The sequence below is a fragment of the Kitasatospora sp. NPDC101447 genome, from assembly GCF_044767225.1.
Taxonomy (GTDB): domain Bacteria; phylum Actinomycetota; class Actinomycetes; order Streptomycetales; family Streptomycetaceae; genus Kitasatospora.
Genome location: NZ_JBIWNL010000002.1, coordinates 44,069 through 59,689, shown reverse-complemented (window position 1 = coordinate 59,689; position 15,621 = coordinate 44,069). Strand labels below are relative to the sequence as shown.

Here is a 15,621-nt window from a genome sequence, read left to right as displayed (position 1 = left end):
AATTCGAGTGGTATCGCCGACTCGACGCCCAAGATCGACTTCCCGGCGTCACGGATCTGCTAGTGGACCGCCCCGCCACCCCGGCCCGCGGGACATGTCGCCCCGCCCGTCAGCCCCGCCCATCAGCCCCGCCCGGAGACCAGGTCCGCGATCCGGGCGATCGGCGAGGTGGTGGCACGTCCGGCCGCCTCCTGCCGGTCAGCCGCGTGGTAGGCGGCGTACATCGCGTGCACCCCCAGCCAGCGCAGCGGCTCCGGCTCCCAGCGCCGCACCGTGTGCCCCACCCAGGGCAGCCGGGTCAGCTCGGTGTCCCGCTCCAAAACCAGGTCGCACAGCGTCCGCCCGGCCAGGTTGGCCGTCGTCACCCCGCTGCCGACGTACCCGCCCGCCCAGCCGAGCCCGGTCAGCCGGTCCAGCTCCACGGTGGCGCACCAGTCCCGGGGGACGCCGAGCACACCCGCCCACGCGTGGTCGATCCGGGCCTGCGCGGCGGCCGGGAAGAAGCGGTCCAGGACGGCGCGGAGCTGGCGCACCGTCTCCACCTGGGTGCTGCCGTCCGAGTCCGTCCGCGAGCCGAACCGGTACGGCACGCCCCGCCCGCCCAGCGCGATCCGGTCGTCGGCGGTGCGCTGCGCGTACATGTAGGCGTGCGCGAAGTCGCCCAGCACCTCACGCCCCTGCCAGCCCGCGTCGGCCCAGAAGTCGGCGGGCAGCGGCTCGGTGGCGACCATCGCGGAGTTCATCGGCAGCCAGGTGCGCCGCTCGCCGCGCAGACCGGCCGTGAACCCCTCCGTGGCGCGCAGCACGCGGTCGGCACTGACGGTGCCGTACGGGGTGACGGCGCGCGGCCCGCGGTGGGCGCTGCCGGGGAGGATCGCGGTGACCGCCGTGCCCTCGTACACCTCGACTCCGAGGCCGCGCACCGTCCGGGCCAGGCCGCGTACGAGCTTCGCGGGCTGGATGCGGGCGCCGTACGGACTCCAGGAGCCGCCGAGGGTGCCCGCGACGTTGACGCGGTCGCCCGCCTCCTTGGCGCCCAGCAGCTCGACACGGTCCGCGCCGTACGCGCGCTCACTCTCGACGAAGGCCCGCAGGCGCTCCAACTGCGGCTTGCTGCGGGCGACTTCGAGCACACCCCCGCGCACGATGTCCGCCTCGATGCCCTCCTGGTCCGCCACGTCGACGACCTCGCCGACGGAGTCGTCCATCACCCGCTGCATCGCCGCCGCCCGCTGCTGCCCGTACCGCTTGGCGAACGCGCCGCGGCCCGCGAAACCGTTGTACAGCCAACCGCCGTTGCGTCCGGAGGCGCCGTAGCCGCAGAAGCGCTGTTCGAGGACGGCGATCCGCAGCGAGGGATCGGCCTTCTTCAGGTAGTAGGCGGTCCAGAGCCCGGTGTAGCCGCCCCCGACGATGCAGACGTCGACGTCGCGGTCCCCCGGCAGCCCGGGGCCCGCCTCCGGCACCCCACCCGCCGCGAACCAGAACGACACCTCGCCGTTGACCGCCGCCACCGGAACCTCCCACACCGTCGCTGACCTGCCCGGACGCTACCCCGGACCGGTCCGCGCCGACCACCCCTCACACTGCCAGGATCGCCCACCCCGATCAGCCACCCTGTCAGTCCCGCAACAACCCCAGCGCCCGCGTCCAGCTGTACGAACCGGGCACGAAGTCCGCGACCCGCACCCCCATCCGGCGAAGCTTCGCCAAGCTCTCCTCGTACGCCGGGTGCGCCGCCTGCGCGGTGCTCAGACACGGCTGCACCGCCACCGGGATCCCCCAGCCGTACGACTCGCAGAGGATGCCGAGCGCCAGGGTGTCCGAGATGCCCAGGGCCCACTTGTTGATCGTGTTGAACGTCGCCGGGGAGACCACGATCGCGTCCGGGTCCGGCAGCGGCCGCGGCTCCCCCGGCTTGCGCCAGGCGGAACGGATCGGATACCCGGTCCGCGCGGTCACCGCGTCCTGATCGATGAACCCCATCGCCTGCGGAGTCGCCACCACCCCCACGTCCCACCCCTGTTCCTGAGCGGCCGCGATCAGCTCCCCCACCCCACCCGCAACCCCCGCCGCACACACCACCACGTACAGCACCGGCTTCTGCGCCATCCCCGGCACTCCCCTTCTCATCCCCGCCGACCCACCACCAGATCGGCGTGCACCACCTTCCCAAACGGCTCCGCCACCGCACCCCAACGCCCCCGCGTGAGTTCATGGATCAACGACAACCCCCGGTGCCCCTCCTCGTCCGCCCCCGCCACCCGCACCGTCCGGTCGGCGACCTGGACGCTGCGGTCTCGGTCGGCGCCGACCTCCTCGCGACCGACCCTACGCTCGGTTCGGTTCGGGTCGTCGACCAACTCGACGAACTCGCCGAAGTCCTCGGCAGCTACCGTGACTACGGACCCGTGCGGGCGTACCTGGCACGATTCGAAGAAGCGAGCAGAACCCGACTCCTGTTGCTCGCCGACATCATCCCGGAGTCTCGGGGAGGTTCATCGTGAGGCCGGCACCCACCGACACCAAAGCCTGGAACGCCTACCTCGCCGAGGGCAACGCCAAGCAGGCCCGCAAGCGCGTCTCGGCGGACGTCATCCTGCGCGACGCACACGACCGGATCCTCACCGTCAACCCGACCTACAAGGACGGCTGGGACCTGCCCGGCGGCATGGCGGAGGCCAACGAGTCGCCCGACCAGGCCGCCCTCCGCGAGCTGCGCGAGGAACTGGGCCTCACCCTCACGCTCCACCGCCTGCTCGTCGTGGACTGGGTTGCACCGCATGAGCCTTGGGACGACCAGCTCGCCTTCATCTTCGACGCCGGCACCCTCTCCCCCGCCCTCGCCGCCACCGTCCGCCCGCACGACGACGAACTCTCCGAAGCCCTCTTCCTCCCGGCCCCCGAAGCAGCCGCGCGCCTCCGCCCGCGACAGCGCGACCGGCTGTGCGGCGCCCTGCGATCGCTCGCCGACGGCCGGACCCGCTACCTGCGCAACGGAGCAGAGCCATGGCAGGTCTGAACCGCTCCGACCCCGACGAGACCCAGGCGGTCGAGTACCGCGAACTGGGCTACCGCACCGAAGGGTGACAACCATGACCGAGGACGGCCGGATCTTCCGTGAGGCGTGGATCGCCGGGGTGCGCAAGCACTTCCCGGGTGAGCCGAAGCCCGGGTACGTCACGCCCTGGGAGGAGACGCCCGACTGAACGGGCTTCCGCGGCAGCGGTGTTCGGGCAGGTCCGCGACTTCGTCGCGGTCAGCGCGGGCAGCACCGCCAAGCTCAGCCGGAAGCAGAAGGGCCGCTTCGTCGCCACCTGCTGGATCGCCCAGATCCACAAGCACGTCGCCGACCCCAAGCCCGCCCACGTCGCCGACTGGGACGACCTGCCCAAGTGGCAGCAGGAAACGGACGCCGACATCTTCGAGGCCGTCGAGCGCCGGGTCTGAGGTCGTTCGCCGGCCCCGTCCCCGGCCTCGGCCTCGGCCGGGGACGGGGACGGGGACGGCCTGGCGACGAGGCTCAGCCGGGCGGGGGCGACGGCCGGGCGTCGTGGATCTGCCGGAGGTCGTCGAGCAGCCCCGTGAGCCAGACCGCGATGTCGACCGAGTGGAGCGAGACCCGTCCGTCGCCCCGCAGCGCGGCCGCCCCGTCGAGTTCGGCGGCCAGGGCGCCGCGGGCCCGGGAGAGGGCGGGGTGCGCGGACCCCGCCGGCTCGCGGGCGCGCAGGGCCGCCGCCTGGCGGTGGAAGGCCCCCGCCACGTCGTCCGCGTGGCGCATCAGCACCTGTTGCCCGTTCCGGTGGACCGCCGCGGTGCCGGGCGGGACGCGGGCGAGCAGTGGTTCGGCCCCGCGGACGGTGTGCTGGCCGGTGAGGAGCGCCGCCTGCCAGTTCGGCCCGTCCTCGGCCGGGTCGTGCCGTTCGCAGCGGTACTGGGCGTACATCGCCTCGGTGAGCAGGGCGGAGCGGCGGGCCCGGTGCAGGGCCCCGGCCGCCGGGCCCGTGCCGGTCAGCACGGCGACGGTCTCGCGGAGCGCCTCGGCGCTGTCGTCCAGCATCCCGGCGGTGCACCGCCGCAGGTCCTGGCCGCCGCCGCGCGGCCAGGCGCAGAGGCCCGCCAGGATGCCGATCGCCGCGCCCGCGACCACGTTGACCACGCGCGCCTCCGCCAGCTGCCAGTCGGCGGGCGCCAGCTGGGTGAAGACGAGGGCGACCACGACGGTGAACAGTCCCTGGCCCCAGGCCGGCCCGAACGCCGGTCCGGCGGCGAAGGCGATCAGCATCACCGGGGGCAGTGCGAGGGCGTACACCAGGGGACGCTCCCCCACGCCCAGCAGCACCGCGGCGGTGACGGCGGCGCCGGCGAGCGTTCCCACCAGCGCGGGGCGCAGCGTGATCCGGGTGTCGGCGGCGCTGGTGCGCATCAGGGTGAGGGTGGCGAGCAGCACCCAGAAGCCGTGCGAGAGGTCGAGGGATCCTGCCAGCAGCCGGGCCGCGCCGAGGGCGCCCGCGGTGCGCAGCGCGTTCTGGAAGGCGACCGAGCGGGGTGTGAGGTTGGCGCGGAACCGCCGCCACCACAGCAGCGGGGCGGGGTCGTAGGCGTACCAGAACGGGCCCGGCCGCTGGTCGGCGGGCGTGTCGTCGGGGGGCAGGGCGGCGTGGCGGCTCACCCGCACCGCCCGGACGGCGAAGCGGGCGCCCTCGGCGGCGTCCAGGGCGGCGGTGCCGAGCGCCGGGCGGGCGAGGTAGGAGGGTTCCGGGTCGGCCGCCGGGCCGGCGGGTTCCCGGTCGGCGGCCCGGTCCACCGCCCCGTCGGCGTCCCGGTCGCCCTCCCAGGCGGCCGCTCGGGCGGTGTCGAAGGCCGTGAGGTCCCGGTCGACCTGCCCGGTCTCGGGGACGGGTCCGGTCCGGACCACCCCGGCCGCGGCGGCGCGCAGGGTCCGTCCGGTGGTGGCGGTGAGCCGTGCCGCGGCCGGGTCGGGCCTAACTCCGGCGAGCCGCAGGATGCCGAGCACCCGCGGGCCGGTGTAGCGCAGCGCGACCGCGCAGTGGGCGAGGGCCCGGTCGACGGCGCCGGCCGAGGCGGGCCGCTGCATCAGTGGGACGTGTCTGAAGCGCAGCTCGTCCAGGTGTGTGTCGGCCCGCTCGGCGGCCTCGGCGACGGCCCCGACGGGGGTGGCGCGGCCGGCGCAGGCGGCGGCCGCGAGGTCGGCCAGGTCGGCGAGGGCCGAGGCGGCGCGCGACAGCCGGCCCCGGTAGTCCGGTGTCGCCGGCTCGGGCCACATCAGTAGCTCCGCGCCGGCGAGCAGCAGCAGGCCGACCACCACGCCGAGCAGGCGTTGCAGGAGGGTGTCCGGGCTGTAGGGCGGGAAGCACGGGAGGATGTAGAGCAGCTGGAGCCCGTTGGCGAGGCCCACCATCCGGGGGCCGCCGACGGTGCCGAAGGACACCGCGAAGCCGACGCCCACCATGCCCAGGGCCGCCGCCCAGTCGCGTACGGCCAGAAGGGTGCCGAGGCAGACCAGCCCGCAGGCGAACGGCAGCGTCCACAGGATCGTCCGGGCCCGTGCCCGGGCCGCTCCCTCGACCCGGGCGAGGACGCCGAGGGCGACCGCCGCGAAGAGCGCGTAGGTGGCCGACACGGGGCGGTGCAGGCCGTAGCGGAACGTGTAGAACCCCGCGCAGGCGGCCAGGGTGACCCGCACCGCGCGGTGCACGACCGCCGCGTCGGGACGCCCGCCACGCGGCCGGTCCGCCGGCCCTCGCGACCGGTGCATCGCACCTCGCTCCCGTGGGTGTGCCGCCCCGGCGGGCGGAGCCTCGGCCGGGTACGGGCGTGGGACTCCTTCACGGTAGGACGGCACCGGGCCGGACCGCAGCCGGAGCGCCGCCCCGGACCGGCGGCCCCGCCGCTAATTCGTTTGACCCGGGAGCACCGCCACGGTGCACTGTGGCCGGGGCATCGCAGGTCGTGGTGCCGTCACTGGGGGAGGCAGCACAGCGATGGAGATCCGTTCCACGACCGACCGGGACCGCGAGGTCTTCGTCGACACCTTCCACGCCGCGTTCGCGCGCTTCCCGGAGACACCGGCCGGGGAGCGCACCGGGGTGTGGGCGGCGTTGGAGACGGACCGCGCCTGGCTCGCCGTCGCGCCGGACGGGCGGCCCGTCGGAACCGCCGCCGCGTACTCGTTCGAGCTGACCCTGCCCGGTGGGGGCCTCGCCCCGGTCGGCGGGGTCAGCGCGGTGGGTGTCCTGCCGTCGCACCGGCGCCAGGGCGTGCTCACCGCGATGATGCGGCATCAGTTCACGGACGTGCGGGAGCGCGGGGAGTTCCTGTCCGTGCTGTTGGCGTCCGAGGCCACGATCTACGGCCGGTTCGGCTACGGGCCGGCGACCTTCACGCAGCGGCTCACGGTGCCGCGCCACCGGGGTGCGCTTACCGCTCCCCGAGCGGGCGGCACCGGCACCGGCACCGGTGAGGACACCGGCTCGATCGAGGTGCTGCGGCGTGCGGAGTGCGGCGAGATCCTGGAGGCGGTCTACGACCGGTACCGCCGTGCGCAGCCCGGCGCGCTGTCCCGGCCGCCGCACTGGTGGAGCCTGGGCGCGGGGCAGCCTCCGATCGCTCCGGCGCCGCGCTACGTCGCCGTGCACCGTGACGCGGACGGCGTCCCGGACGGGTACGCCTGCTACTCGATCGGGGAACCCGACTCCCTGCTGGTCGACGAGACCATCGCCGCCGACGACACCGTGTACACGGCCCTGGCCGGCTTCCTGCTCAACCACGACCTGGTCTCGGAGGTCGTGTTCAAGCACTCCCCGCCGGAGCACCCGCTGCGCTGGCGGCTGGTGGACCTCAACGCCGGGCAACTCACCAGGCACACCGAATGGCTCTGGGTGCGCATCCTGGACGTCCCGCGTGCGCTGACCGCGCGCGGCTGGTTCTGCGACGGGGAGCTCGTCCTCGACGTCGACGACCCGTTCCTCGGCGAGCGCGGCCGCTACCTGCTGACCGTCCGGGACGGCAAGGCCGACTGCGTCCCGACGGACCGCGAGCCCGACCTCTCCCTGGACGTGCGCGACCTGGGCTCGGTCTACCTCGGTGGTACGGCTCCGAGCACGCTCGTGCGCGCCGGCCACATCCGGGCCCACGGCCCGGACGCGGCCGCCCTCGCCGACGCCCTGTTCCGCGCCGAGCGCCCCCCGCACTGCCTGCACTGGTTCTGACCGGCCCCGCACACCCGTCGGCCCCGCCGGCCGGTACACAGGCGGCGGGGGCGACGGTCCGGTGGCTTCCCGGGTGCCTACGCCTGCAGCCACTCGTCCGGCCCGGGGTCGCGCCCTTCGGCGCGGGCGACCAGGCGGTCGAGGTAGTGGGCCCAGCCTTCGAGGTGCGGGGCGCGGGCGTCCGGGGGCAGGTCACGGTGGACGAGCGTGAGCAGGGTGCCCTCCCCGTCGGGGGTGAGGGTGACCTCGACGACGCTGGCGCCGGGCGGGACGCCCATGTCGCCGCCTTCGAGGCCCCAGGTGAAGACGACCCGGTGGTACGGGTCCAGGGTCAGGAAGGCGCCGGCGGCGTGGTGGTCTGCGTTGACGTTGGTGCGGTACTTCCCGCCGGGGGTGAAGGAGAACTCGCCGTCCCGGCCCATCCAGGAGAGCCACCGCTCCCGGTCGGTGAAGAACGAGAACACCGTCTCCGGACGGGCGGCGATCCGCCGCTCCACCACCACCTGGTCGGTCCTCATCGGGCGCTCCCCCTCGTTCCCCCGGCCCGCTCGGCGGCTCCCGCCGTCCTCGTCGCCGTCCCGTCGGCCTCCGCGGCCTCGGCCGCTTCCGCCAACTCGGCCAGTACGTCCAGCTTCTCGGCCCACATCGACTGCAGGTAGGCGGCCAGCGGCCCGAGTGCTTCCCGGTCGGCCCGGTAGTAGCGCTTGCGGCCCTCCTGGCGCAGCGTGACCAACCCGGCCTCCCGCAGCACCTTCAGGTGCTGGGAGACCGCGCCGAACGTGACGTCGAACCGTTCGGCGATGTCGCCCGCGCACAGCTCGTCCTCCCAGACCAGCCGCAGGATCTCGCGGCGGCGGGGTTCGGCTATCACTTGGACCGCTTCCATGGCCGTCATTTTAGTCGAGGCTTCAGCTTGCGCTCCACGCCCACGTCATTTTAGTCTCGGCTTAAGCAATGAGCCCGGCGCCGACCGGGCCCGGAGCGTCGAGCACCGAGCGCTTGAGCTCCGAGCTCCGAGCTCCGAGCTCCGAGCTCCGACCACTGAAGATCAAGTGCTGAAGATCGAGGACCGAGGACCGACGATGCAGACCGCAATGACCGAGTTCGCCGCCCTGTTCGCCCGCACCGCCCAGGCCGTCCCGGCCGACCGGTTGACCGCCGCCACCCCCTGCGCGCAGTTCACCGTCGCCGACCTGTTCGCCCACCTCGGCGGTGTGCTCTCCGACTCCGAACGCGCGGCCGCCAAGCTGCCCCGCAGCACCGAGCCCGCGTCCGTCGCCGAACCCCGGGCCGTCGCCGCCAGCGCCGAGCGCGCCGCCGCTGCGTGGGTGCGGCCGGACGCGATGACCGGCGAGACGGAGTTCGGCCCCAACACCCTGCCCGCGAGCGCGGCCGCCGCCATCACCCTGCAGGAGTTCGCCCTGCACGGCTGGGACCTGGCCCGCGCCGCCGACCTGCCCTTCCCGGTCGGCGAGGAGGCCGCCACCGTCCTGCTCGGCGTGGTCGAGCAACTCGCCGACCAGGCCCGCACCGGCGGCGTCTACGGCCCGGCCGTCACCGCCCCGGCCGACGCCTCGACCTTCGAGGTCGCGCTCGCCCTCAGCGGCCGCGACCCGGGCTGGACCGCCTGACCCTCCGGCCGACGGCCCCGGGCCCACGGGCCCACGGGCGGCGCGGATCGCGCGAGCAGGGGACGCGCGATCCGCCTGCCCCGCCCGCCCCGAGCCCGCCGCGGCACAAAGGGCGCAAGGGCGCAAGGACACGAGCCCGCAAGGCCGCAAGGCCGCCAGGGAAGCAGTCACGCCGGAACAGCGGCGGTCAGGCGTGGGCGCTGATCTGCCCGCCCGCCGAGAGCACGATGTAGATGCCGTTGGCGTTGACTCCGACGTCCTGCCCGTCGGTCTCCAGCGTGCCGTTCACCGCGTTGTCGAGGCCGAGGATCTCCGCGCGGTACTTCAGCTCGCCGGTCTTGGTGACCTTGGCCGTCCAGTCGCCGGGGAGCTTGAAGGTTCCGGGGCCCTGGTGCCCGCCGCCCATCCAGGCGTGGACCGTGCCGTCCAGCGAGAGCACGATGAACATGTCGTTGGCGTCGAGTCCGGCGTCGGTGTCCTTCGTCTCCAGCGTGGCGAGGACGTCACCGCCGTGGACGATCTTGGCGACGAAGTGCTGGGGGGCGACTTCCCGGATCTCCGCCGTGCTGCCGTCCGGCAGGGTCTGGGTGCGGGCTCCGGGCGCCGGCTTGCCCGGGGGCGCCTGGGTGGTGCTGGGGTGCGCGTCCGGCTTGGCGGCCGTGGTGCCGCCACCGGGCTTGCCGGACGGCGTGGACGCGGGCGACGCCGTGGACGTCGCGGCCGGCGCAGCCGTCGTGGCCGTGGCCGCCGGCGCACTGGCGCCGGGCGTACCGGCCGTGGTTGCGGTCGCGGCCGGTGAAGCCGCGCCCTGGGCACCCGACGTGCTGCTGCAGGCGGTTGCGGCGGGCACCAGCAGCCCGACCGTCAGGACGGCTCCGGCCAGCGTGCGGACGGTGGTCGCGCGACGGGTCGTCGAAAGGGACATGCCGGTTCTCCTGAACGAAGTACGGGTGGGGACGCGAACGTTGCCCGTTCCGGCCGGTGCGGGAAGCACCGGCGCCGCAGCGGGCGTGCACGATCGAAACTAGTCCGAACAGTCGACGGAATGGCGCGTTCCGTGTCACCGGACTGCAACGCCCGTGCAACGCCGCATCGATCACGTGTCACACCGACAGGTCCCGCCCCGGCCGGAGGAGTTGTCGGGCAGAAGCCCAGGTCGCCGACCCCCGACACCCGCCCCGGCGCGGGGGGGGGGCGCCCCCCCCCCCCCCCCCGGGGGGGGGGGCCGGCGCCCGGGGGGGGGGGGCGGGCCGCGGGGGGGGGGGGGGGGGGCGGGGGGGGGGGGGGCCGCGGCCCCCCCCCGCCCCGCCCCCCGCCGGGCGGGGTGGGGGCCCCCCCCCCCGGGCCCCCCCCCCCCCCCCCCCGCCCGGGCGGGCCGGGCCCCCCCCCCGCCCGGCCGGGGGGGGGGCCACGGCCGCGTCAGGTCTGCCGGAGTCAGCCGATGGTGGAGCCGGCGATCGGGGCGGAGAGCTCGACGGTCTCGCCCTTCAGGCCGGCCTTGACGAACTGCCAGGTGAGGCCGCTGATGACGCCCTTGCTCAGCGGGGCCAGCTTGGCGAAGGCCGGCTGGCTGAGGTCGATGTGGGTGGAGTCACAGGAGGGGCACTGGTCCTTCACCGGGACGGTGATGGTCTTTCCCTGATAGGTCACCTTGACCGAAATGCCCTTGCAGACCGGGTCGTTGTTCGGGTTCGCGGTGGTCCACCAGGTGTGCGAGACGGCCACCAGCATCTGCGACGAGGCGTTGATTTGGGTGCCGCAGGCACCGAAGCCCGAGTCGTTGTAGTAGGTGGCCTTGCCGTTCATGGGCTTGTTGATCGGAATGGCGGCACTGGCGGTGCCGGCCGTGAAGGCGATGAGAGCGGCTGCGGCGAGCGGGGCGCCCGCGAGGATCCTGAGGTTCTTGCCGATGGCGCGCATGGTTCGTTCCCTCCGGTTGCAGTGCTGACAGGGCGTGCTGGTCCGACGCCCCGAGTTCAGGCGTGAACATGACAGGAACAAGTCGCCGACGCCGCCCGGCAGTTCGGCGGTCCGGCGCCCGTCCTTGTGAAGGGAACGTATGCGCTCTTCCTCGGCATGGTCCAGACCTCCTTGATGTTGGCATGAACACAAGGCAAGGATCTTTACGAATGCCGCCGAAGGGGCGAAGATGCGTGACCGCGCCGCCACCGGGGGTGTTGACAGGCCGTCATCCGCAGGTATGCCTCGCTGCCCGTGCGCCCGTGCGCCCCTACCCCTGTGCGCCTGTCCGTCCGGCTGCCCGCGTGCCCGCCCGTCCGCCCCGGAGGTCCCCTCACATGCGCACCGCACTCGCCGCCCTGCTCCTCGGCGCCGCCCTGGTCCCGGCCGCCGCCGCGCCGTCAGCCGCCGCCCCCGCCCCCAGCCCCACCGTCGTCGGCTCCGCGCTCCGCGTGGTGAACCAGGGCTACAGCATCCCGGTCGGCGGCGTGACCGACCTCGGTGCACTGCCCGTCCTCGGCAGCCTCGGACTGGACTTCGCCCGGCTCCTCGGCCAGTGACCGATCACATGCCGTAACCGAGCGACCGTCTCCGGCCAGGCGTCGACCCCGGCGCGGGAGCCGCCCGCGCCGGCCCTGGCCATTTCCGCTCCCGCACGTCGGCAACCGCCGCACCCGCACGGCAGGGCCGACCGACCGCGCGCCGGACCGCCGTCCCCCCGCAATCCGCCGCAACGGGACGCAACAGGCCGCAAGGTGGCGCAAGGAACCGCAAGCGGCCGAAACGAAGCAGCAACACCCTTTCCCACCAGGCAAGATGGCGATTGACAGGCAGTCCTGCGCTTCAGCACGATGAGCACCGAGCCCACACGCAGCGAGCCGGAAGGAGGGCCGATGCACACCGTCGTCCGCCCCGTTCCCCGCCGCTGCCCGCGCCGCTGTTGTCGCGGCGCGCTCGCGTCCTGACCGCCCGCCGGGCCGGACCTCCCTCTCCCGGACTCCGTGTCCGGCGCTACCCCCGCACACCCACGCCCCACTCGGGCGCGGCCGCCATCAGTCACTCTCCGTCATCACGCCCCGGAGGCGAACCGCCATGACCACCACCGCAACCACCACCCCCACCGCAACCACCGCAACCACCGAAGCCGCCCCCACCCCCCTCCGCCTCACGCCCGCCGCTGGCCGGATCGGCGCGATCGTGCACGACATACGCCTCGGCGGCGAGCTCCCCACCGAGACCGTCGCCGCCCTGGAAGCCGCGCTGTACGAGCACAAGGTGCTCTTCTTCCGAGGCCAGCAGCACCTGGACGACGCCGAGCAGGAGGCCTTCGCCCGCCTCCTCGGCCACCCGGTCGGCCACCCCACCGTGCCCAGCGCGGACGGCCGCTACATCTTCGAACTGGACGCCACGAAGGGCGTACGCGCCAACAACTGGCACACCGACGTCACCTTCGTCCCGTCGTACCCGAAGGCCTCGATCCTGCGTGCCCTGGAGGTGCCGCCGGCCGGTGGCAGCACCGTGTGGGCCAACACCGCGGCCGCCTACCGGGACCTGCCCGCGCCGCTGAAGACGCTCGCCGAGAGCCTGCGCGCCGTGCACACCAACGACTACGACTACGCCGCCCGGCTCGCGCTGCGCCCGGAGCTGGCGAACAACGCCGAGGTGGCCAAGCTGTTCCGGGAGGTCTTCGTCTCGACCGCCTTCAGGACCGAGCACCCGGTGGTCCGGGTCCACCCGGTGACCGGCGAGAAGACCCTCCTGCTCGGCGCCTTCGCCCAGCGCATCCAGGGCGTCTCGGGTGACGACGGCAAGGCGCTGATCGACCTCTTCCAGCGCTACGTCGAGCGACTGGAGAACACCGTCCGCTGGGACTGGCAGGTCGGCGACGTGGCGATCTGGGACAACCGCGCGACCCAGCACTACGCGGTCGCGGACTACGGCGACGAGCCCCGCCTGGTGCGCCGGATCACCCTGGACGGCGACCTGCCGGTGGGGGTGGACGGCACCCCGAGCCGTCTGCTGGAGCCCGCCGAGCCGCCGCGGGTGCCCGGTCTGGTGCCCGCCGAGGAGCTCGAAGCGGCCAACTGACCGCACCGGCCCCGCGAACACGACAGCCACCGCCCCGCTCCGTACCGACGACGGTCCGGAGCGGGGACCGGCGCTGCGCCACGGGCCGTTCCCCCCTCCTCCGCCCCCTGCCCCCACCCCCTGCCGACTCCCGAAGGACCGCCATGACCGCGCTCACCCGTCCTCCCGCCCCGAGCCGCCGCGCCCTGCTGCGCGCGGGCCTCGCCGGTGCCGGCCTGCTGACGCTCGCGGCCTGCCGGTCCGCCGTCGACGAGGCCTCGAACGCCGCGAACGCGGCCGACACCGTGGACGGTTCGGGCGCTCCTCGCCGGGGCGGCGTGCTCTCCGTCGCCACCGGCATCGACGTCACGCCGAGCCTGCTCTTCGCCCAGAGCGCCAACACCCTGATCCAGCGCCTGGTCTTCAACACCCTCACCAGGTACGACGACCGGCTGCGGCCGCAGCCCGAACTCGCCACCGCCTGGCAGGTCGCCGAGGACGGCAGGAGCGTCACGCTCAAGCTCCGCGAGGACGTCACCTTCCACAGCGGCCGCCGGTTCACCGCCGACGACGTGGTCTTCGCGGTCAAGAACCTCCAGAACCCGGCCCGCTCCGCCCAGTTGCGCTCGACCGCCGCTGCCGTCACCGACTTCCGCAAGGACGGCGACTTCGAGCTGACCCTGGTGTTCGCCCACCCGGTCAGCAACCTCTTCGACCTCTTCGAGTTCATGATCATCCCCGATGCCGGCACCGTCGAGGACGCCGTCGCCGGCACCAGGCTGATCGGCACCGGCCCGTTCGTCCTCACCGACCGCAAGCCGGGCGCCTCGCTCACCCTCGCCCGCAACGACGCGTACTGGAACCGCGGCCGCCCGTACCTGGACGGCGTGGAGATCCGGATCGTCCCGCAGGCCGAGTCCCTGCTGTCCTCGCTCAGGACCGGCCAGACGCACCTGTCGTACAACGTCAGCGGCAAGGACGTCGCCACCCTCCGCACCGACCCGCAGTTCCGGATCACGCAGTACGACACCGGTGCCGGCGCCTACTACATCGGCGCCAACGTCACCGCCGAGCACGTCGGCGACAAGCGGGTGCGCCAGGCCATCGCCTGGGCGGTCGACCGCGACCGCCTCGTCCGGCAGGCCCTCGGCGGCTACGGGACGGTCTCCTCCGTGCCCTGGCCCAAGTCGTCCCCCGCCTACACCGAGGCCGGCGCCACCCACTACCGCCACGACCCGGACAAGGCCCGCGCCCTGCTCAAGGAGGCCGGCCTGGACCGGATCACGCTGCCCTTCGCCCACTCCAGCGAGCCCGGCTCGACCGCGATCGCCCAGATCCTCCAGTACGACCTGCAGCAGGTCGGCATCGACACGGTGCTCCAGCCCACCGACTCGCCCACCATGCAGAAGCAGCTCATCTCCCAGACGATGCCCGCACTCTGGACGCTCAGCCACGGCTTCGCCCAGCTCCACCCGGCCACCCTCGCGGTGAGCGCCTACCCCTTCAACGAGGCCCGCAACAGCTCGCACTTCGCCTCCGCCGCCTACACCGACGTGGTGCAGCAGGCCTGGAACCGCGCCGACAGCGACAGCCCCGAGGCCAAGGCCCTCTACCAGCAGATCACCGACGTGCTCCTGGACGAGGAGTTCGTGATCGACCTCGCCATCGCCGGACTGGTTGAGGTCGCGGGCCGCAAGGCCCGGGGCGCCACGCTCAACAAGTTCGGCTACCTCAACCTCGACGACGCCCACCTGACGGCCTGAGCAGGACGGCCCGGTACCCGACCCATGCGCACCTTCCTCATCAAACGCCTCCCCAGCGGACTGCTGGTCCTGGCCCTCGCCTCCTTCCTGGTCTTCCTCATCCTGCGCCTCATCCCCGGCGACCCGGCAACCACCCTCGCCGGGCCCGACGCCTCGCCCGCGACCGTCGAGGCCGTCCGCTCCCGACTCGGCCTGGACCAGCCGGTCCTCGGCCAGTACGTGAGCTGGCTCGGTCACCTGCTGAGCGGCGATCCGGGGCCGAGCTACGCGATCGGCGGCCAGGTCTCCGACCTGATCGGCAACGGGCTCGGCACCACCGCCCAACTCGCCCTCGGCGCACTGCTGCTGGTGGTGCTGATCGCGCTGCCGCTGGCGCTGGCCGGGGCGACCACCCGCAGCCGCCCGGTCGCTGTCGCGGTCCGGGCGCTCACCACGGCCGCACTCGCCGTGCCGCCCTTCGTCACCGGTGTGGTGCTGGTCCTGGTGTTCGCCGTCTCGCTCGGGCTGCTGCCGCCCGGCGGCCACGAGTCCCTGCTGGACGCACCCGACCTGGCCGTCCAGTACCTGGCGATGCCCGCGCTCTGCCTCGCCCTGCCCAGCGCCGCCGTGCTCGCCCGCCACCTCAAGGACGGCATCGAGCGCGCCCTCGCCGAGGACTACGTCCGCACCGCGACGGCGCTGGGCGTCTCCCGCCGCCGGATCGTGTGGCGGCACGCGCTGCCCAACGCGCTGCCCTCCACCGTCACCGTCCTGGGCCTGCAGATCGGCCACCTTGTCGCCGGGGCCGTCCTGGTGGAACGGATCTTCGCCTGGCCGGGACTCGGCCGGCTGATCGAGCAGGGAGTCGCCCGCCGGGACTACCCGGTGGTGCAGGACCTGCTGTTGCTCGTGGTGGCGGTCTACGTCGCCGTCCAGCTGCTCACCGACCTCGCGTACGCCTGGCTCGACCCCCGGATCCGCTGGGAGTGA

At 73.9% G+C, this 15,621-nt stretch carries 15 protein-coding genes and 1 pseudogene; 9 read left to right on the top strand and 7 right to left on the bottom strand.

The window, feature by feature from the left end:
• Positions 1-122: 122 nt before the first annotated feature.
• Both ACIRST_RS02865 and ACIRST_RS02860 read right to left on the bottom strand, forming a co-directional pair.
• Entirely contained in the window at positions 123-1,514 is a 1,392-nt protein-coding gene (locus tag ACIRST_RS02865; protein WP_402799460.1) for an NAD(P)/FAD-dependent oxidoreductase, read from the bottom strand.
• A 106-nt stretch (positions 1,515-1,620) separates the two neighbouring features.
• The gene (locus ACIRST_RS02860; RefSeq protein WP_396548865.1) at positions 1,621-2,112 is read right to left on the bottom strand and encodes a flavoprotein; all 492 of its coding nucleotides are present in this window, start codon (positions 2,110-2,112) and stop codon (positions 1,621-1,623) included.
• Between the two features lie 125 nt (positions 2,113-2,237).
• Here ACIRST_RS02860 and ACIRST_RS02855 point away from each other — a divergent pair, with 125 nt between their 5' ends.
• The 3 genes and pseudogenes from ACIRST_RS02855 (at position 2,238) to ACIRST_RS02845 (ending at position 3,450) form a co-directional block, all read left to right on the top strand.
• Positions 2,238-2,507, top strand: a complete 270-nt coding sequence (locus tag ACIRST_RS02855; protein WP_402799459.1) for a hypothetical protein — start codon at positions 2,238-2,240, stop codon at positions 2,505-2,507.
• Positions 2,504-3,022, top strand: a complete 519-nt coding sequence (locus ACIRST_RS02850) for an NUDIX hydrolase (protein WP_350522043.1) — start codon at positions 2,504-2,506, stop codon at positions 3,020-3,022. Before ACIRST_RS02855 ends, ACIRST_RS02850 begins: the two co-directional genes overlap by 4 nt.
• Positions 3,023-3,095: 73 nt before the next feature.
• Positions 3,096-3,450 (top strand): annotated as a pseudogene (locus ACIRST_RS02845) (hypothetical protein).
• Between the two features lie 73 nt (positions 3,451-3,523).
• On the opposite strand, the gene ACIRST_RS02840 reads toward ACIRST_RS02845, so the two are convergent.
• A complete protein-coding gene (locus ACIRST_RS02840; RefSeq protein ID WP_350522044.1) occupies positions 3,524-5,779 on the bottom strand; it encodes an FUSC family protein in 2,256 nt (751 codons plus the stop codon).
• Positions 5,780-6,005: 226 nt separating this feature from the next.
• On the opposite strand from ACIRST_RS02840, the gene ACIRST_RS02835 reads away from it, so the two are divergent.
• Positions 6,006-7,232 (top strand): GNAT family N-acetyltransferase, encoded by a 1,227-nt coding sequence (locus tag ACIRST_RS02835; protein WP_402799455.1) that lies wholly within the window; start codon positions 6,006-6,008, stop codon positions 7,230-7,232.
• Between the two features lie 77 nt (positions 7,233-7,309).
• Here ACIRST_RS02835 and ACIRST_RS02830 read toward each other — a convergent pair whose 3' ends face one another.
• Both ACIRST_RS02830 and ACIRST_RS02825 read right to left on the bottom strand, forming a co-directional pair.
• Positions 7,310-7,750, bottom strand: a complete 441-nt coding sequence (locus ACIRST_RS02830; RefSeq protein WP_350522046.1) for an SRPBCC domain-containing protein — start codon at positions 7,748-7,750, stop codon at positions 7,310-7,312.
• Positions 7,747-8,118: a metalloregulator ArsR/SmtB family transcription factor gene (locus tag ACIRST_RS02825; protein ID WP_350522047.1), complete on the bottom strand. Its 372-nt coding sequence runs from the start codon at positions 8,116-8,118 to the stop codon at positions 7,747-7,749. The genes ACIRST_RS02830 and ACIRST_RS02825 overlap by 4 nt, the downstream gene beginning before the upstream one ends.
• Positions 8,119-8,314: 196 nt before the next feature.
• On the opposite strand from ACIRST_RS02825, the gene ACIRST_RS02820 reads away from it, so the two are divergent.
• Positions 8,315-8,863, top strand: a complete 549-nt coding sequence (locus tag ACIRST_RS02820) for a TIGR03086 family metal-binding protein (RefSeq protein ID WP_402799453.1) — start codon at positions 8,315-8,317, stop codon at positions 8,861-8,863.
• 187 nt (positions 8,864-9,050) lie between these two features.
• Here ACIRST_RS02820 and ACIRST_RS02815 read toward each other — a convergent pair whose 3' ends face one another.
• The gene (locus ACIRST_RS02815; protein ID WP_350522049.1) at positions 9,051-9,788 is read right to left on the bottom strand and encodes a hypothetical protein; all 738 of its coding nucleotides are present in this window, start codon (positions 9,786-9,788) and stop codon (positions 9,051-9,053) included.
• A gap of 509 nt (positions 9,789-10,297) precedes the next feature.
• Positions 10,298-10,783, bottom strand: a complete 486-nt coding sequence (locus ACIRST_RS02810) for a cysteine/serine endopeptidase inhibitor (RefSeq protein WP_350522050.1) — start codon at positions 10,781-10,783, stop codon at positions 10,298-10,300.
• A gap of 377 nt (positions 10,784-11,160) precedes the next feature.
• On the opposite strand from ACIRST_RS02810, the gene ACIRST_RS02805 reads away from it, so the two are divergent.
• The 4 genes from ACIRST_RS02805 to ACIRST_RS02790 all read left to right on the top strand — a co-directional run bounded on the left by ACIRST_RS02805 (position 11,161) and on the right by ACIRST_RS02790 (position 15,621).
• Positions 11,161-11,382 (top strand): hypothetical protein, encoded by a 222-nt coding sequence (locus ACIRST_RS02805; protein ID WP_350522051.1) that lies wholly within the window; start codon positions 11,161-11,163, stop codon positions 11,380-11,382.
• Between the two features lie 532 nt (positions 11,383-11,914).
• Positions 11,915-12,910, top strand: a complete 996-nt coding sequence (locus ACIRST_RS02800) for a TauD/TfdA family dioxygenase (RefSeq protein ID WP_350522052.1) — start codon at positions 11,915-11,917, stop codon at positions 12,908-12,910.
• Between the two features lie 143 nt (positions 12,911-13,053).
• Entirely contained in the window at positions 13,054-14,652 is a 1,599-nt protein-coding gene (locus tag ACIRST_RS02795) for an ABC transporter substrate-binding protein (protein ID WP_402799449.1), read from the top strand.
• Positions 14,653-14,676: 24 nt separating this feature from the next.
• On the top strand, positions 14,677-15,621 hold the full coding sequence (locus ACIRST_RS02790) for an ABC transporter permease (protein WP_402799448.1): 945 nt from the start codon (positions 14,677-14,679) through the stop codon (positions 15,619-15,621).